Consider the following 18,278-nt stretch of genomic DNA (forward strand, 5'->3'; position numbering starts at 1 on the left):
GGGAGAGCCTGCAAGCAGACCCTCCTTATACTGCATTAGCCATACGTTTGACCCGACCACTATTGAACAAAAGCCTGCATGTAGGTACGACCTCCGTCGCCGTCCTTCACATAGGGATTAAGGCCAAACGTCTGAGTATCGGATACAAAAACACCAGTAAGCAAACGACCTTCAAGTAATGCACCGTCTACCTGTACGCAGCAGGACGGAGCATCTACGTATTCCTGATACAACGGAATATGACCGTAGGGCTGATGAATTTTGAACACTTTGCCCTGCTCATGCAATGGGCGATCCGAGAAATACGTCGGAACAATATATCGTGCAATAACTTCCAGTTCTTCCGCAGTGTAGAACGGCTCATCACCAAGCCAAGGTGCAAACATACGGATTTTTTCGTATTGTGACCAGACAACGGCCTGAATGAGCATTTCGATCTGAACCAATTTCCCGTTTCCGGCCTTCAGACAGAGCCGGTCGTTGTAAGTTTGTTGTTTTGCATGAGACACACGATCTGGTAACCGCAGTTCACAGCCGATACATTTCCAGCCACTAGGCGCTTGGATCCATTTTTGCAGCACCGCCGGAGACGATCCTGAGCCAGCGCTGTTCATCCAATCCACGTCTGTGTGGACAGGATTATTACTCCCCGAAGGTGAATCAACCGAGCGTTTGAACAGTTCTGCCGTTTTCTGATAAATCAGATGAACCTGAATGGATGCGCTCTCAAGTTCTGCAATATCTTGTTTGCCGTAGCGTATTTCACGGGATAAGCTTTCTTCTCTCATGACAAGTGGCCTCCTTCGCTCCGGCCGTCTGCGGCCATTTTCTATAGATTATACTACATCTGATGACAACATGTGCAACGGATAAGCGAAAAAGTCCCATGTAAGCTGTCACAGAAGACAAAAAACTCTTGATTTCACTGGAAATCAAGAGTTTCTGTACTTTCTGCACACAGCATCAGCTGGTTATTCCACCCAGTGCTCGGCCCAGTCTTGAATTTGACTCATTACAGGCTGTAACGCCTTGCCCTTCTCGGTCAACTCATACTCAATTCGCACTGGCGTTTCCGGGTACACATGACGCACCAGAATACCTTCGCTCTCCAGGTCTTTCATCCGTTCAGACAACATCTTGTCGCTCATGGATGGTATCAGATTGGAGATGTCTTTGAATCGCTTTGAACCACTCATTAACGTTTGAATAATCAACCCATTCCAGCGCTTGCCCAAAAAAGAAAACGCCGTCTCAAAGCGCGGACACATCCGCATATCTTGATCTTCCACTTTTATCACCTCTTTAGAGATCACTCAACTTACGTTTTGTTAGTATATTTCATAATAACACATTTGAGCTTTAAAGAAAACGTCTGCCGCAAAAAACTTTACATTAAAAAAACAAAACTCAATACTGTCGATACAGTATACCTTCAGTATACAACACGTTATGGCAGGTAACCATGGGAAATATCGTTTAACAACTGATATCCTTATATTACCCAAAAAGAACCCTTCTACCACAGTCAGACGACCTGGAGAAGGGTTCCCGGTATTACCGTATTACCTAATCAATTTTAATGATGAATATCCATGAGTAAAGCTAAAGCTTCTGCGGCTTAGACCAGCACGCCACCAATTGGTCTTACGGGTTCGCTCTTGCCGTATTGCGGCTTCGAGCTGCGGGCAGGGTAAGCCCATTTTATAGCGTTGCTGATCACTTTCAAGATTTCCGGATTGTAATACGTGGGGTACGTTTCATGTCCGGGCCGGAAATAAAAGATTTTACCTTCGCCGCGACGGAACGTGCATCCGCTGCGGAATACCTCTCCGCCCTGGAAGTTGCTCACGAACACCAGCTCATCCGGTACTGGAATATCGAAGAATTCACCATACATCTCTTCTTTTTCCAATACGATCTTGGCGTCGATGCCTTCTGCAATCGGGTGAGACGGATTGACACACCATACGATCTCCTGCTCATCTGCTACACGCCACTTAAGATCACAGCTTGTGCCCATTAACGCTTTGAAAGGCTTCGAGAAATGACCCGAATGGAGCACAATCATACCCATACCGTTCAATACACGTTGCACTACCTTCTTTACAATCTCGTCGCTAACGCGATCATGTGCCATATGTCCCCACCATATAAGCACATCTGTGGAATCCAGTACCTCATCACTCAAACCGTGTTCAGGCTGATCCAATGTAGCTGTACGAATCGCAAATCCCTCGCCGCCAAGTCCGTCAGCAAGTGCACGGTGCAGACCGTCCGGATATACTTCTTTTACTTCATCATGTATTTTCTCATGGACAAACTCATTCCAAATGGTGACGTTAATCATATTCAATTTCCCCCTAGTATAGCTCTAAACCCACCACATATCGCCCAGCGGTTCCTCGATCAATACTTGCTGGAGATTTTGCACGGCTTTAGAGAATCCTTCTTCAACCGACATCAGACCGTCTTCATGTTCAATACTTACCACATAATCATATCCAACCAGACGCAGGGCACTCATAATGTCCGCCCACGTTTTGTTATCATGTCCATAACCCACGGAGCGGAACTGCCAAGCACGATCCAACATGTTCGTGTAATCCTGCATATCTGTTACCCCGTGTTTATTCACGTTCACCGGATCAATTGTTGTATCTTTGGCATGGAAGTGATGAATTGCATTTTCACGACCTAAAATGTGAATCGCTTGAACCGGATCAATGCCTTGCCACCACATATGGCTTGGGTCAAGGTTCGCACCAATGACTTCGCCTGCGGCTTCACGCAGTCTTAGCAACGTTGCAGGTGTGTGCACGGAGAATCCACCGTGTAGCTCCAAACCTACTTTTACGTTACGATCCGCAGCGAATTTACCCCACTCCGTCCAGTAAGGGATCACTTTGTTTTCCCATTGCCATTTCAAAATTTCTTGAAAATCATTAGGCCACGGCGCCACAGGCCAGTTTGGATACTTGGCATCCTCATGGTCTCCCGGACAACCGGAGAATGTATTCACAACAGGCACTTCCAGCTTTTCAGCCAGCTCTACCGATTTTACGAAATCATCATGGAAGCCTTTTGCAATGTCTTTTTGCGGATGCAACGGGTTGCCGTGGCAACTCAGAGCGCTGATCGTCAGACCGCGTGATTCCACAGCATTTTTGAAGTTTTTAAGTGCTGTAGGATTGCTTAACAATTCATCTGGCTTACAATGAGCGTTCCCCGGGTGTCCACCTGTTCCGATCTCTACTGCTTTAAGTCCCTTGGAAGCTACATAATCAAGGGCATCCTCCAATTTACGTCCACCGAATAATACCAAAAATACGCCGAGTTTCAAGTGCAATTCCTCCCTGATTTAGATAGTGTATGATTGCTGTGTTTGCTCTCCTATATATGTTGAACCAAATCTTTACACGGAGCACTCCGATGACAGAATGACCTTCCAATCGCTGTTATCCCCAGATTTTTTTGATTCCCTTTGATAGGGAAAAATCCGGTGATAAAGGCGAAGTTTATGCTTCCGATGCAGCTTTCTTTCAGAAAGCTTTCAGCTTCGCTTTTCCAGGTTTTTTCCGTCCTCTCCGTTGCAGTGTAAATAAAATGTTCAAACGATATAGTTTATCAAACCTGTCGCTGTTGCATTTTTGCTCCGTTCTCATGCTTGTTTAGTTATTGTGGAAAAACAAGCATGATTCTATCCCGAAAATTCAACGTTGTCACTCATGGATCTTCAAACTCGAAGCTCCATTATCCATTAATGAGATTCAACTGTTTCATTTTCGGATGGACTGGCATTGGTTGTTACAACGCTGTCATAGGTGCTCTCCAGATGAATGTGCTTGCCTTCAAGAGAAGAACGCTGAAATGCATGCATGGCCTCAAGCACATGATATGCCAGTTTACCACTTGCTTTATGCTCGCGTCCGGCACGAATGGACTCCACCATCTCGGTTAGTCCAATGCCCCTCTCGTTGTGGCCACTTTCGAAGGCCGGCTGAACCGTCTCCCATGTGTCTTGACCATAACGGCGAAGCTTGACTTCTCCATTAAAGAAGTTAGGGTCAGGTACACTAAGCGTGCCAGCGGTACCATAGATTTCGATACGTGGCAGATCAGAAGCTCCTCGGATATCAAAGCTTGTAATCATCGTTACGATGGCTCCATCCGCAAAATCGATCGTTCCAGCCAAGTGGGTTGGTGTTTCGACACGAAGCGTAGTTCCCTCTTTGGGACCTGAACCAACCTTGCGATCAGCAATCTGAATACCTGCGGACGCGCTGATCCGGCGAATCGGGCCAAGGAGCGTAACGAGAGCCGTCAAATAATATGGCCCCATGTCAAACATTGGCCCGCCCCCTGCCATGTAAAAAAACTCAGGATCAGGGTGCCATGCCTCCGGTCCCCCGCCCATAAAGAAGGAAGTAGCCGCAATCGGCTTGCCAATCAAACCTTCTTCAATGGCTTTGCGAGCAGTTTGGATGCCTGATCCAAGAAACGTATCCGGCGCAGAGCCAACGTACAGTCCCTTTTCCTCGGCAAGCTCGACTACTTTGCGCCCATCTTCCAGTGAAATGGCCAGCGGTTTTTCGGCATACACATGCTTGCCTGCTTCCAGAGCAGCCAGATCAGTCATCGCATGACTGCCCGGAATCGTCAGGTTCAGCACAAGCTCAATCTCGTCATTTTGTAACAACTCATCTACATTGTAAACGTTTGCGATATTAAATTCATCTCCCCGTTCCTGAGCACGCTCACGGATCAGGTCAGCGACCGCAACAACCTCGATATAAGGATTTGTTTTAAGATTTTCTAAGTAAATCGCACTGATATTACCGCAGCCGATGATGCCTGCTTTCATTTTTTCCACGATGATGTTCATCTCCTTACGCATGTAAGAACCATGTTCATTTGCTTAAAATGCTTGTTGAAACCATAGTTTGCTTATGTTGCTCAACTCTAAGTCTATGGTATTCTGTTTGCGCTTCAATTAAAATGAATAATATGATTGAAACATGAACTATCTGGTCATAATTTTCTAATTCACACAAGGAGTATACCTATGCCAACAGACTTTTCCTGCCAAGTTCTTACAGCTGGCTTTTCATTCCACCGTAAACCCTATAGCATGGTTCAACTGGACGGGGTAAAAAATTACTTGATGCGGCTTCAAACAGATGGACGCTGCCGTGCTCGCATTGATGGCTCCATGTCCAGGGTTGACGCAGGAGACTTGCTTCTTTTTGACCCGGATGAGCCTTATGAACTGAGAATAGACAATGAGTACAATCCTATGGGAGAACGGCTTGTGGAGAGTGGGGACTATCATATTTTCTTCAACGGTTCCTGGGTGGATGAGTGGTGGAAGCACCATAAACGGCCGACTCGAATCAAGGTGGAATTGTCCGAAAGCTTATTAACTTTATTCAGACAGTTGATTCTGGAGCAACGTCGCCTTTCCAATCCTTACCCCGAGATTTCGAGTTATTACATGCGTATATTATGTCTGGAAGTGGATCGATTGTTATCCGAGCATCCAACCCATACAAAAACCAATTATGTTGCTTATGAAATTAAAAATTATATCGAGGAAAATGCTTCTTCTCTATTCAAACTGGAGGATGTGGCAACGCATCTGGGCATCAGCGTCTCACGAGGGGTGCATCTTTTTAAAGAAACGTTTGGCAAAAGCATTATGCAATATACGCTAGATGTGCGTCTTAATATGGCCAGAGAACGGATTATTTTTAGTCCGATGACCCTCGAACAAGTCTCTGAATCATCCGGTTTTAACAATTATACATATTTCCATCGTGTATTCCGTTCCCGGTTTGGCATGTCACCAAAAGAATTCCGCCTGATTCACCGGGAACAGATGTAATGATGTCGTTAAACGCTGTTGAACGTCAAATTGGTTACCATTTTGGTGATACAGTAGTATACGTCTTATAAATTTATTTGCGCGCGGCGATGGCCTCGGACACAACCATAGCGAGGTCTTCGTTGCCAAACATGGAGAGTACACCAAGAACCGTATCGTCTGGAATATCTCCAGCTTCCTCCTTGGATACAATCAGCTTCTGTACCTGTTGCAAACGCTCATTGCTCTGTTGCTCGGGATACGCTTGTCGGTACATCTCTTCCGGGTCCAGCTCGTTATTTACACACCACTGAGCAAAGACCAGGATCATCATTTCTTCTTCCTGCTTATAAGACTCAATGACGGCTTCCTCAATCTGTTTGTTGCGTTCCTTTTGATACTCATCCATGCTTTGTTAGCACTCCTTTACTTTACCTCATTCAACTGTACACTGTATTTACTTATCCGGTGATCAGCTTCTCAGCCAGCTCATGACTGTCCATAACATAACTCGCACTGATCTGGCAGTCATCGGGTGTATCCAGACAGGCAAGGAAATGATCTACAGCACCGGCAAAACCTCTGCGTGCCAGCACGGTATCCCAGCTTCCAAATGTCTCTTTTGTATCCAGTTCCCCTTGTTCTGCATAGTAAGCTGTATCCATATTCACGACTTCTACCGATCTTCCTCCGCCGTGCATTTCTACCTTTTCTAGATCAGCGCCTGCGGCACGAATCATTTCGAACCGGGCGAGTGCCGTTTTACCTTGCTTGGCTGTTCCAGCAGCGTGTAGCAACCGATCTTGATCATCTCGGCGAAGCCACTGATGTACAAGCTGTACATCGTTATCTGCGTACCATAACATCAGATCGAGCATATGAATAAGATCATCATAGATGGTCTCAGCGGCTGGGCGATCTTGTAGACCTGTCCGATGTTTGGTCAAAGTGAGTGTTTCGTACCCCTTTCCGCCCTGCATCCATTCTTTTGCCTTTAGATACATCGGTGCGAATCTGCGGTTAAATCCAACAGCAAGTAGCAAGCCCTGTGCTTCTGCGAATGCAGTCATCTCTTCAGACTCCCGCAAGGTATAGGACAATGGCTTGTCTACATACACGGCCAGTCCCTTCTCCAGACATGCCATCACAATTTCGAAATGAGATTCTGTTGCCGTATGTACAAATACCGCATCCAAATCCCAGGACAGCAGCTCTTTCAGATCGGTTGTGCCCCGCTCAATGCGATGCGCCTGACCAATCTCCTTTACTGGTTCAAGTGACCGGTTCATAATGCCAAAAATCTCTACTTGCGGATGGGCCGTGAGCAGTGGCAAATATACTTTACGTGCGATTCCCCCGAGTCCGATGATTGCAATTCGGGTGCGCTTGATCGTTTCCATGATGAGCATTCCACCTTCAGCTATATTCATTCGTCAGCCTTCATTTGTAATCCGGCCTATGACTTTCTCCGTCCTATAGTGTAACCTCTCCGCCTCTAACTTGCCAGTGATCCGAAGTAATAGCTGTCTACATTGTTCACGAGATGGCCTGTCGTGGTAAACTTATAAAGGATAGCAGAACCGGATGAGACTCTGAGTCTCCAAGGATCTGAATTGAAAGGAGCGTTTGGCTTTTGCGAAAATGGTTATGGCTCCTCGTTTATGTTTTACTTGCCGGAGTCACGTTTATTTACAGATATGAACTGCTGGCATGGGCCGAGGATCATCAGTCCATTCCGCTGTTACTTTCTTTGGCAACACTGTTTGCCCTTGTACCTGTTATTCCCTACAAATTTGTTATTATTGCTTTTGGGTACAGCTACGGTATAACCATGGCTGCATGGATATGCTGGCTCGGCACAACGCTTGCGGCAATCCTCGTCTATGCTGGTGCAAGAACTATTTTTCGGGAACAGGCTCGGGGTTATCTTGAACGTATCCGTGGATTGAATCGGTTTACAGCCTGGATGGAGGCACATCCGTTCATGGGCGTGATGACGATGCGTTTACTGCCCGTGGTTCCCCAGATGGCTGTTAACATCTATGCCGGCATTACGTATACTCCCTTCTGGGTGTTCTTGGCAGCGACAGCGATTGGCAAAATGCCTGCAATCTTTGTATTTGCCTACGCAGGGGCACAGGCCGGTTCATCGATCTGGCTGAGTTTGGGAGTACTGGCGGGATATATGATTGTTATGGCTATGATTTTCATGTTGTTCCGCTATCGGTCACGTAAAAAGGCTTGAGGCTCTACTGATACAATTTTTCCAGTCTGATTCATGCCTACTTGCGCGATCCCGCTTGGTTGACTTGACCATTCGGGATATAATAGAAGAGTAAGCCTAATATTCATATTTAGAAATTCAAATATAACGATGATAGTTCGAGCCTTTCTTTGAACGGGAGCGAATGTTTTGGGGCAAACGCATGCCATATAGCATAGCCCTGTTCAACTGCAAGCGCCCGATTCTTTCATCAGAAATGGAGTGAATATAGCATGGAACAACAGTCATTGGAAAAAGCAACATTTGCAGGCGGATGCTTCTGGTGTATGGTATCCCCGTTTGAAGAACTGCCTGGTATTCATAAGATCGTTTCAGGCTATACAGGTGGACATACCGAAAATCCTACGTATGAGGAAGTATGCTCGGAAACAACAGGTCATGTGGAGGCGGTGCAGATCACGTTTGATCCATCCATTTTCCCATATGAGAAACTGGTTGAGCTCTTCTGGCAGCAGATTGATCCAACAGATGCCGGTGGACAGTTCCATGACCGCGGATCATCTTATCAGACGGCTATCTTTTACCACAGTGAGGAGCAACGCCAGATTGCTGAAGCTTCCAAAGCCGCACTGGAACAGAGCGGACGTTTCGACAAACCGATCTTCACCCCAATCCTGCCTGCCAAACCGTTCTATGAAGCAGAAGAACATCATCAGAACTATCACCGCAAAAACCCTGCTCATTACAAACGGTACAGCAAAGGCTCAGGCCGTCAGGACTTCATTGAGCGCAACTGGTCGGGTAGTGTGGACAAAAGCGGATTGAAAGAGCGTCTGACTCCGCTTCAATATGAGGTAACACAGAACAATGCCACAGAACCCGCGTTCCACAACGAATTCTGGGATCATCACGGGGACGGCATCTATGTGGATATCGTATCGGGTGAGCCGCTGTTCAGTTCTACCGACAAATACGATTCGGGTTGCGGCTGGCCAAGCTTCACTCGTCCACTCCGAGACTACAACGTGAAGGAAAAAACAGATCTCAGCCACTTCATGATCCGTACCGAAGTTCGCAGCCGTGAAGGGGATTCCCACCTGGGGCACGTATTCCCGGATGGCCCTACGGAAGCAGGCGGATTGCGTTATTGCATCAACTCCGCGGCACTTCGTTTTATACCTAAAGAGGATCTGCAAAAAGAAGGCTACGGCGAATACCACGTTTTATTCGAATAAGTCTGGGCAGAAGCAATAAATGTAGCAAAAGTACCCTCTTACTAAGCCAAAAGAGCATTGGGTTGATCCCTTTGCTCTTTTTTTTTATTTGAATTAACATATCGGCTTCGAAACCTTCAAGCCACAGTGTGCGATCACCTTTTTAGTTCACCATTATTCAAAATATTCTGATCATTAAACTGAACTCTTAAACCCGGAATTATGCTCAGGAGCATGATGATGACCGATATCACATACACGAAAATCAAAGAAGTCTGATTCATGATCACACCCGCGAGTGAGGAACCAATCAGCATCGTTCCCATAAATAAGGGCATAATGGTTCCATTCACCCTGCCAATGACGTGCTCATCAATCCGGCTGACCATATAGGAAGAGATAATGATGTTAATAAAAGCAAGACTTATGGAGCTCAGGAACGTCAGACCCATCGTTAACCAGAGCCAACTGGATAGCACCTCACCTAACATTGTAACAGCCAGACACAACAGCCCGATCATTAATGTTTTCGTTTGATTCAACTTGTTGCTGACAGCCGCAGCGATCCCCCCGCCAATGAGCAAACCAAGCCCGGATGCTCCCGACAGAAACTGTAGTGCGGTTTGTTCCAATCCCAATCGTTCCGTAACCAGGAAAATGGCTAGTGGATTGATCAGGCCTGCGGATAGGCCAACACAGCCAAAAACCAGACCCAACATGCGAAGTGAACGAGACTGAGTGACATAATTCCATCCTTCTTTAATATCAGCGAAGAGAGAATTACCGGTTTCCCGCTTGGCTTGATCCTTGGGCAGAAACGTTAGCAAAATAGCAGAAGCGACAAATAAGATGAGCAACACCGTCATGGATGTTTGAATGCCCATAGCAGTATATATAAAAGTACCTACGATTGGCCCCAAAAAGAGGAAAAGGGAGTTTGCACTTTGCGTTACGGCGATTGCTGACTGTACATTCTCCTTTTTGACATTCCGTCTAACTATTTTGACAGATGAGGGTTGAGAGAACTGGCTGACGATGGAGGAAACGAGGGTTGCTGCATAAAGAACCTGCCAGTAACCAGAGCTAAGAATACCCATGATGATAACAATCGATAAAGCACTTAGAATGTCTCCGATAATCATCGTTCGTTTGGGATTCCACCGATCTGCAAGCGCACCGCCTATGATGGAAAATATAAAGATTGGAGCATATTCCAGAACAGTAATGAGGGAGATTGCCACCGGGTTTCCTTGCGTCTGATCCATAATGTAATAGAGGATTGCCATATTGCGTATCCATATCGCAAGGTTTTGCAACAAATCTGATCCGGTGATGATAAGAAAAGCTCTGTTTCTGAATAACGTATTCATATTCCATCTCCCTTTTTAAACCGACTGTCCGGTTTATTATTATTTAAAAAGAAAAACTGATATTTCATCAGTTTGTTCTCATTAACGTTGCTGGATGCCTGTCAGTAAACTACTGATCCCGATATGGTACAGGCGCCGGATTTCTTGCACATCTTTTTCGAAATAAAGTGTACTTAATCCACTAAGCAGGCCGTAAATAATATGCATCATGTCTTGCGGGTTACCCTTTTTAAACTCTCCAGCTTCAATACCTTCCGATAAAATACGCTCGTAGGTCGCATACGGAATCCGAATCAGAGCAAGCATCTCATCCATCATCTCTTGGCTAACCACCTGACCAGAGACAAATTCATTAATCGCATGATTCAGCGGATTCGCCATGTCATCGACATAATGATCAGCGAGTCCGTACAACTTCTCTGTAGCGGTCTTATATTGAGGTTCCTTCTCAAGCCATTCGTCCATCCAGTCTTCGTTGTTCAGCTTGATCAGGTACATAAATAGCTCTTCTTTGCTTTTGAAATGATAATAAATGCTACCTTTGCTTCGATTGTTAATCGTACATATGTCTTCCATCGAAGTGGCTCCATACCCCTTCTGGGCAAAAAGCTCTTTGGTATTACGTACAATATCTTTTTTTATCTGAGCAACGTCTTTTCTCCGTTTGACTTCGATAAATATACCCTCCCTACAAAAAACCGACTATTCGGTCTAATAGTAGCACGCACCCTAATTTCTGTCAATCGATAGAAGTAAGGCATCCCTTCTCATTGATTCGTAGCACTGTGAAAAAATGATCACATCATACTTACGATCCAGCCAATCCAGTAGGCCAGAGGAATCAACAGTAACTGCGCCACCAGTGTACCAAAAAGACGAGAGATCAGCATACAGCCATAAATTTGATTCATGCGATTCAGCCGGATTTCACCACGCAAAGATCGGTCACTCAGGAGTGAAATCCGCGGGTCGACCAGAATTGTAAGCAAAATGGTTGCCATACCGTTAATCAATCCTGTCGACTGAGATGCAGCCACAGCCTGATCCGGGTATAGATACGCTGCGTATAAACTGGACAAAACACCTGTAGTATAGATGGCAGTTACGGCTACATTGAGCAACATTAACCGTCTTGGCATGCCGTGTTGTACCAAACGTTTGGCCATTTCCCAAGATGGCGGAGTGATGTAATACGTTGCATTACGAAGCTTACTCCGCTTCAGAAGTTGCCGGACCATGCCAGGAATGGAACCTGCCGCTTCAAAATGTACAACCATTCGCGATGAGAGTTTGACCATTGTCGGGAAACAGAGTATGGCTAATGCTGTTCCTAACGTTGCTGCCCCCATCAACCAATGCAGTTGTGCTGCAAAGTGCGGGTTGGCTCCATGGGTGGCGGAGTCCACCAGACTACCGATCATGGGGCCTTGTGCCATATTGGACGTACGAGACACGAGTAGCAAAATGCCTGCGAGTGATATCGCAAGAGCAATCCGGCGCGTACGCAAACCGCCAAGACGAAGTGCATAAGATAAGCTATCTGTTGCATGGATCAGCATGGTGAATATCATTGGAAGAGCGAGACTTAGACTGAACATATGTACGTTCTCCTTTATATTGGTTCTAATGTTTGATTTTATCCAATTTTTATCACCAACGTATTATACGCCTTATCTCCCCCGAAGTATAGAAAAGGAATGAGAAACCGTTTGGCGTTTATCTGATATGCCTGGGGGTAATATACTACTAACCCATACTATTTAAGGAGGGATAACGTATGCCATGGAATAAAAGCGACTACCCGGTATCCATGAAAAATCTGAAGCCACGCATTCGGCATAAAGCCATCGACATTGCCAACGCTCTGCTTGATGACGGTTATGAAGAAGGACGGGCAATTGCCATCGCAACGGCCAAAGCGGAGGAGTGGGATGAGAATCACCCTGATCATACGGCGTCAGGCTCCGATTCGTCTTCTCGTACATCATCAAAAAAACCTGACGAGTCTTCTTCTTCAGAATCTTCTTCTCGGAATCGGCGCCACTCCGAACCTGTCTCCTCATCCAAGAGCCATAACAACATTCATGTTGTACCGACCGAATCGGGCTGGGCCATTAAACAAGAAGGCACATCCGATTACCATTCCACCTACGCTACCAAAGTGGAGGCTGTTGATGCCGCTAAAGCATGGAGCACCAAACATCATATTCGAGCCATTATTCATAATCAGGATGGACAAATTGCTCGTTCTCTTAAATCCTAATGTGCATCTATTACACTAATGTCCAAGGACATTTATTTAAAAGCATTCCTAACGCATAACAAAAAATCCCTCTTGTTGCAGAGTCTGCAGACAAAAGGGATTCCTCTCTAAATCAGAGCTTGCTTCAAACCAGTCAAAGCTTGATAAAGCTCGAATACTTTTTATGCCATATAAGCTATGGGTTATTCTGAAATGCCTGCTCAATTCGTTACGCCTTGTGCCACGGAAGTCCGTGTTGTAGCTGCATTGACCGCTTTGGCGGCAACCGATGGAATCGGTAATTTTACAGCAGATGTTGTAACCACTGTACCGCGAGCCGGAATGCCGACCACATACGTAATCATTTTGCTGGCAATCCATACAGCCAGAATTGTATATAAAGTTTCTTTTACCGGAAGAAAGAAGAGTGACAATCCTAAAACGAACGCATCACTGACAAAGAAAACCGTTCCCAGTTTCCATCCCTTCCAGCGGCTGACGAGCACAGCGAGAATATCGTCTCCACCTGTCGCTCCACCAAAACGAAGTACAATTCCCGCACCAACCCCGGTCAATACACCGGACAGTACTGCAGGAATCCACAGGTTTCCGTTAAAATTCATCACCAGTGTGGAGTAACGCTCAAAGCCGTCGTAGAATAGGGAAAATGCACCCACACCAAGCAGTGCTTGGATCATGAATTTCCAGCCCTTGATGAACCAGGCCAGGATCATGACAGGAATGTCGAGTAGCAACATGCCGATCGCCGGCGATAAACCCGTTGCATATTTTCCGAGCAGGGCCAGACCGACAAATCCGCCCTCCGATAAATGATTCTGAAAGTTAATGTGATAATAAGCAAATGCCAAAATAAATGTACCAAGTAACATAATTGCAAACTTGATCGCTTCTGTCTTAACGTGTTGTACGGTTAACGATGTTCTCTTCATACAGGTTCCCTCGCAGTTTGTAGTTGGTTTTTTAGACCGACCGTACCCTGCAAAAGGTAAGCCTGGAAGAAATCATCGTGTACGTCCTTCGAATATTCATCCCAATCCCCTCTTTCGCAGAGTCAGCCGTTTTGTTGAACCGGTTGGTTTACTCTACAAGGGGCGCTATGTGTATGAGAGATCGTAACGTTTCCAGATTGTCCTTGGGGAGATTGTCCTTCGGGGACTCATGGTATCCTGATCCTTTCTGTGTTTTGTGGTTAGCTGTGCTTGGTTAAATTGAAAAATAAATGATGCAGAAGGTTGAACAGGTCGCTTTACACTTACCACTTCGATTGCAGTACCCTCTTTTGATCGCTGTTATCCCCGGATTTTTTTGATTCCTTTTTTCAAAAGGAAAAATCCTGTGATAAACGCGAGCGCTTCTACTGATGGGTTCTGCATTCTTCGTTAACGTGTAAAAGGGAGATTCAACTCACAGCATTTTATTTCATTCAATTTAAACACCAAAGCTAACTTGCTTGTACTTCTATTATATAACACCAATGTGACCGGGTCTAAACAAGCAACCCAGCAAAAACACGCATAAAATAGCCTCTGGGCTGCTCCAGCCGTCATACAGGCACACCCGTATCAGCAAAGCTAACGAATGGTGCTACCTGCTCCTTTATTCTATGACCGAAGCTTTCAAATATAACAGTGCAGTCACCTAACTGTGACAATTAAGGGCTTTTTTTTATTTTCTGGTCGTTAGCAAAGGAATCCTTTTCCTTATGCACATACACTATAGCGAACGGTATTGCCAATACAATTCAAACGTTTCCAGACTTACTCTGCTGTTTATGGTATAATATAACAATTGAATCCCATTACCGTTTAAGCGAGGCGGAGTGATGAAAACGTTAAAGCCGAGAGTCTTTATTGGCTGCTCGCTGGAAGCGAAGCCGATTGCAGCCGCTGTACACGAAAACTTGCGCTTTTCAGCCGAAGTCACCCCGTGGTACTCGGGGGTATTTAATCCAAGCAGTTATACCATGGACGATCTGGAAGCTGAGGTACGCACAACGGACTTTGCCATTTTTATCTTCCATCCGGATGACATATCCAAAATTCGCGGGAAGTACTACGCATCGGTTCGGGATAATACAATGCTTGAAATGGGTCTATTTATGGGCCGTCTGGGACGAAAGCGTATTTTTTTCATTCTTCCTGAAGATATTACGGACATCAAGGATGCTGCCAAAGTCGAAGGATTGCGGATGCCCACCGATCTGCTGGGATTGAATCCGCTGGTATATGAGATTCGTTCTGACGGAAAATGGGCTCCCGCCGTATCTGTAGCCTGCTCCAAGATCGCAGACAGCATTGAAGAACAAGGACGCTGGAGTGATCCCGAAGCTGAGCGTATCATCGAGAATCATAAGCGCTCCGAAGATCAGGCAAGACTGCAATTATTCAAACTGCTACGTTTCTTTAGGGAATTGCTGCGTACACGCAAAGCAGATGCCCAGATGCTCGAACGCATGAGTGACGCACTGCGAAGTGCCTTTGTTTCACATCCGCCATTCACTGTACGCGGCACTGCGATCTATCGTACAGATGGTAATGGTTACATTGAGCAATTATGTGGTAATGTTGGAGAACCCGGCAGAAAATACGACTTGTCCGCCAATGATGACAAACAGCCGGACGATCCCAAACGCATTCTTGTTGTCGATTCATATCAAGAAAACAAAATCAAAGTAAATCTGTACGACGATTACCTTGAGAAAGAGTATCTGCTGTGCTATCCTGTAGCCAAGAGGTATGTAATTACCGTTCACATTATAGGTCATATTGAAGCGGATGAGGCGGTGTTTCAGCACATTGACTTGCAAAATCGTCAACTGTTTAACGCCATCAACGATCTGTTAGGAGGCGAACCGGAATGAGACCGGAAATGAAAAAAATAAGCAAGCGCTGGGGCAGCGAGAAGAAAGTTCGCCTTAGTTCTGCGCCTGATTCATCACGACCGGTTCCGGAACCCAAGGAAGAGGATCGTTTCCACAAACCGGCTGTACCGCTCGTTACCATCGGCCCATCACTGAAGGGCAAGGAGCGGCCTTACAAAGTCATTTTAGAAAAAGAAGCATATTACGAGAAACCTCAATATCTTGCTTAAAATGGGGTAACAACCTGCTGCAGACTTTAGTTTTAGTTGTTTATTTACTGTTGAAGATGCTTCTATTTTATTCCATTACACATCTAACATTTAGACTGCCGCTGTATCGGCAGCATTTACTCAAGGCCCCGCCCCCCCAAGGCAGGGCTTTTTTGATGCTCGTTTTGTCAATTCCTCAATGTGTTCTTTCTTTGTTATTTCCAATTACAATATTCGCATATAAGGAACGTTAGCTCTGAATATATGTTTGACCAAGTTGATGTTGCTTCTGACCTTAGGTTTCCTGCAAAACCCATAAATTATACCTAAATTTTGGAGTCAGCTTGTCCGTTCTTAGCAAGTATTCACCCATCTGAAAACCACAAACTTCTCAATTAACACATCATAGATGTTGTAGCGCAAATCATGTGCTCTTACTTGGCAATTAGACTTCATTGAGATGAATGATGCGTTCGCCTTACTACAACTTGGGTTTCTATATAAACGATTAAGAATGGAGAACAAACTCATTTCCATTATTTCTCGGTTGTATAACGGTTATATTTTGCATATATTGATTATAATATAGGAACACATGTTCTGTAAACATTAAATTCCAATTATAGGCTAAGGAAGTGAATTGCCATGACATCCTCTTCTACTTCCGCCCCCACCCCTTCCGATGAAGATCACCGCCTGATCAAAGGTATGGTCGTACGCACCCTTTTGCTGGATGTACTGGAACGGGATATTCGAACACTGGATACGCTGCTTCTGAAAATGCCCGAGGTCTATATTCTGTCGCTGACCCGTATTCAGAATGAGGTACTTAAGGAGATGCTGGGACTACGCAAGCAGATGAGAACCCGTGGAGTGAAAGTTCTGGAGGAAACGCGGGGAAAGGATGGCATCGAAACCGTTTATTTGTGCAGGGGATACATGCAGCGGTTCTATATGCTCTGGACATTTGCACGTAATGAGGTCAAAAAAGAGCTAAGTCGCCATCTTCAGATGGATCTGACCCAAACTTGAGTATGATTGGTTTCCGAGGTATGGAGGCGCGATTGGTTCCCAAGCCAGCAGATGAAAGATGCAAGGCTCTGCCGAGACTCCATATTCCAGGCAAGTGACTGCTGAACAGGTTGACCATTGCGTGCTCTGTCATTAAGATGGAGAGACATATCCAACCATTCCAATATGGGAAACGGATATAGCTTAAAACGTCTTTTCAATCAAGGAGCTGTACTTTATGGATAGAAGTTCAAATTCGCATTCACCTTCATTTATGAAAAATAATACAAATCCACATCCGCTCGTAGCCGCAGATGTGACCGAACTGATCGGCCAGACCCCTGCGGTTCGACTCAGCAGGCTCACAGGCAGTGACTCTGCTGACGTGTTCGTCAAGCTGGAGTATTTCAATCCAAGCGGCAGCGTCAAGGATCGTGCCGCCTACAACCTGATCGCTCAGGCTGAACGAGATGGATTGTTGCAGCCTGGGGCAACCATTATCGAACCGACGAGCGGCAATACCGGAATTGGCCTTGCGATGAATGCTGCGGCCAAAGGATACAAAGCGATTCTGATCATGCCTGACAACATGTCCAAGGAACGCATCAACATTTTGAAGGCATATGGCGCAGAGGTTGTACTTACGCCCGCTGCGGAGCGGATGCCTGGAGCTATTCGCAAAGCGAAAGAGCTTCACGCCGATCTGCCGGGTAGCTTCATTCCGCAGCAGTTCGAGAATCAGGCGAATCCGGATATTCACCGGATCACGACAGCGCCCGAGATTATAGAGCAGATGGATGGCAGGCTAGACGCCTTCATCGCAACAGCCGGAACCGGCGGCACGATCACCGGAACGGGCGAAGAGCTGCGCAAGCAGCTTCCCGACCTCCGCATCTATGCGGTGGAGCCGCAAGGTTCCCCGGTGCTGTCCGGCGGCGAGCCTGGACCGCACAAGCTCGTCGGTACAAGTCCGGGCTTCATCCCGGACATCTTGAATACCGACGTATGGGATGCCATCATCCAGGTGTCCGATGAGGACGCACTGGATACGATGCGGCAGCTTGCTGCCCGGGAAGGGCTGTTGCTCGGCCCTTCCTCTGGCGCTTCGGTGTGGGCCGCCCTTCGCATCGCGAAGGAATTGGGGACGGGGCACCGGGTGCTCTGCATTGCGCCGGATACCGGGGAACGGTATCTGAGCATGGGTATTTTTTAACAAGGCCGAAGGCAACGATTCATTACACAACAATCTCTAAACAACAAGCTCTAT

The 18,278-nt window shown here is 46.1% G+C and carries 19 protein-coding genes; 8 read left to right on the forward strand and 11 right to left on the reverse strand.

Annotated elements, in window-relative coordinates; genetic code table 11:
• Window positions 1–59 precede the first annotated feature (59 nt).
• From ACT89M_RS18605 to ACT89M_RS18625, 5 genes are all read right to left on the reverse strand, one after another.
• Window positions 60–788 carry a hypothetical protein gene (locus ACT89M_RS18605; protein WP_090922585.1) on the reverse strand — a complete coding sequence of 243 codons (729 nt, stop codon included), beginning with the start codon at window positions 786–788 and terminating at the stop codon, window positions 60–62.
• Window positions 789–971: 183 nt separating this feature from the next.
• Window positions 972–1,274, reverse strand: coding sequence for a winged helix-turn-helix transcriptional regulator (locus ACT89M_RS18610; protein WP_090922720.1), 303 nt, complete (start codon window positions 1,272–1,274; stop codon window positions 972–974).
• Window positions 1,275–1,618: 344 nt separating this feature from the next.
• Window positions 1,619–2,347, reverse strand: a complete 729-nt coding sequence (locus ACT89M_RS18615; protein WP_154983712.1) for a ThuA domain-containing protein — start codon at window positions 2,345–2,347, stop codon at window positions 1,619–1,621.
• A gap of 24 nt (window positions 2,348–2,371) precedes the next feature.
• Entirely contained in the window at window positions 2,372–3,340 is a 969-nt protein-coding gene (locus ACT89M_RS18620; RefSeq protein ID WP_090922589.1) for a sugar phosphate isomerase/epimerase family protein, read from the reverse strand.
• A gap of 417 nt (window positions 3,341–3,757) precedes the next feature.
• Entirely contained in the window at window positions 3,758–4,870 is a 1,113-nt protein-coding gene (locus ACT89M_RS18625) for a Gfo/Idh/MocA family protein (RefSeq protein ID WP_308723130.1), read from the reverse strand.
• Window positions 4,871–5,062: 192 nt separating this feature from the next.
• On the opposite strand from ACT89M_RS18625, the gene ACT89M_RS18630 reads away from it, so the two are divergent.
• Window positions 5,063–5,881 (forward strand): AraC family transcriptional regulator, encoded by an 819-nt coding sequence (locus tag ACT89M_RS18630; protein WP_090922593.1) that lies wholly within the window; start codon window positions 5,063–5,065, stop codon window positions 5,879–5,881.
• 73 nt (window positions 5,882–5,954) lie between these two features.
• Here ACT89M_RS18630 and ACT89M_RS18635 read toward each other — a convergent pair whose 3' ends face one another.
• Both ACT89M_RS18635 and ACT89M_RS18640 read right to left on the reverse strand, forming a co-directional pair.
• Complete coding sequence (locus ACT89M_RS18635) at window positions 5,955–6,269, reverse strand: hypothetical protein (RefSeq protein ID WP_123062290.1); 315 nt, start codon at window positions 6,267–6,269, stop codon at window positions 5,955–5,957.
• A 52-nt stretch (window positions 6,270–6,321) separates the two neighbouring features.
• Window positions 6,322–7,260 carry a Gfo/Idh/MocA family protein gene (locus ACT89M_RS18640; RefSeq protein ID WP_308723131.1) on the reverse strand — a complete coding sequence of 313 codons (939 nt, stop codon included), beginning with the start codon at window positions 7,258–7,260 and terminating at the stop codon, window positions 6,322–6,324.
• A gap of 233 nt (window positions 7,261–7,493) precedes the next feature.
• On the opposite strand from ACT89M_RS18640, the gene ACT89M_RS18645 reads away from it, so the two are divergent.
• Window positions 7,494–8,105 (forward strand): TVP38/TMEM64 family protein, encoded by a 612-nt coding sequence (locus ACT89M_RS18645; protein WP_186811623.1) that lies wholly within the window; start codon window positions 7,494–7,496, stop codon window positions 8,103–8,105.
• Window positions 8,106–8,356: 251 nt separating this feature from the next.
• Window positions 8,357–9,319, forward strand: coding sequence for a peptide-methionine (S)-S-oxide reductase MsrA (msrA, locus tag ACT89M_RS18650; protein WP_154957676.1), 963 nt, complete (start codon window positions 8,357–8,359; stop codon window positions 9,317–9,319).
• A 134-nt stretch (window positions 9,320–9,453) separates the two neighbouring features.
• Here msrA and ACT89M_RS18655 read toward each other — a convergent pair whose 3' ends face one another.
• The 3 genes from ACT89M_RS18655 to ACT89M_RS18665 form a co-directional block, all read right to left on the reverse strand.
• Window positions 9,454–10,668 (reverse strand): MFS transporter, encoded by a 1,215-nt coding sequence (locus ACT89M_RS18655; RefSeq protein WP_308723132.1) that lies wholly within the window; start codon window positions 10,666–10,668, stop codon window positions 9,454–9,456.
• A gap of 81 nt (window positions 10,669–10,749) precedes the next feature.
• Window positions 10,750–11,343, reverse strand: coding sequence for a TetR/AcrR family transcriptional regulator (locus tag ACT89M_RS18660; protein WP_261769252.1), 594 nt, complete (start codon window positions 11,341–11,343; stop codon window positions 10,750–10,752).
• Between the two features lie 122 nt (window positions 11,344–11,465).
• Window positions 11,466–12,266 (reverse strand): lipid II flippase Amj family protein, encoded by an 801-nt coding sequence (locus ACT89M_RS18665; RefSeq protein WP_154983717.1) that lies wholly within the window; start codon window positions 12,264–12,266, stop codon window positions 11,466–11,468.
• Between the two features lie 179 nt (window positions 12,267–12,445).
• Between ACT89M_RS18665 and ACT89M_RS18670 the strand changes: the two genes are divergently transcribed.
• Complete coding sequence (locus ACT89M_RS18670; RefSeq protein WP_154957678.1) at window positions 12,446–12,931, forward strand: DUF2188 domain-containing protein; 486 nt, start codon at window positions 12,446–12,448, stop codon at window positions 12,929–12,931.
• Between the two features lie 200 nt (window positions 12,932–13,131).
• Here the strand turns inward: ACT89M_RS18670 and ACT89M_RS18675 are convergent, their stop codons facing one another.
• Entirely contained in the window at window positions 13,132–13,860 is a 729-nt protein-coding gene (locus ACT89M_RS18675) for a YitT family protein (protein ID WP_154888393.1), read from the reverse strand.
• A gap of 893 nt (window positions 13,861–14,753) precedes the next feature.
• On the opposite strand from ACT89M_RS18675, the gene ACT89M_RS18680 reads away from it, so the two are divergent.
• The 4 genes from ACT89M_RS18680 to cysK all read left to right on the forward strand — a co-directional run bounded on the left by ACT89M_RS18680 (window position 14,754) and on the right by cysK (window position 18,224).
• The gene (locus ACT89M_RS18680) at window positions 14,754–15,791 is read left to right on the forward strand and encodes a nucleotide-binding protein (RefSeq protein WP_154888391.1); all 1,038 of its coding nucleotides are present in this window, start codon (window positions 14,754–14,756) and stop codon (window positions 15,789–15,791) included.
• Window positions 15,788–16,021, forward strand: a complete 234-nt coding sequence (locus tag ACT89M_RS18685) for a hypothetical protein (protein WP_090922613.1) — start codon at window positions 15,788–15,790, stop codon at window positions 16,019–16,021. The genes ACT89M_RS18680 and ACT89M_RS18685 overlap by 4 nt, the downstream gene beginning before the upstream one ends.
• A gap of 624 nt (window positions 16,022–16,645) precedes the next feature.
• Entirely contained in the window at window positions 16,646–17,032 is a 387-nt protein-coding gene (locus ACT89M_RS18690) for a YhjD family protein (RefSeq protein WP_145331861.1), read from the forward strand.
• Window positions 17,033–17,285: 253 nt separating this feature from the next.
• Window positions 17,286–18,224 (forward strand): cysteine synthase A, encoded by a 939-nt coding sequence (cysK, locus tag ACT89M_RS18695; RefSeq protein ID WP_308723174.1) that lies wholly within the window; start codon window positions 17,286–17,288, stop codon window positions 18,222–18,224.
• Window positions 18,225–18,278 lie beyond the last annotated feature (54 nt).

The sequence above is a fragment of the Paenibacillus sp. NN59 genome (assembly GCF_057597225.1).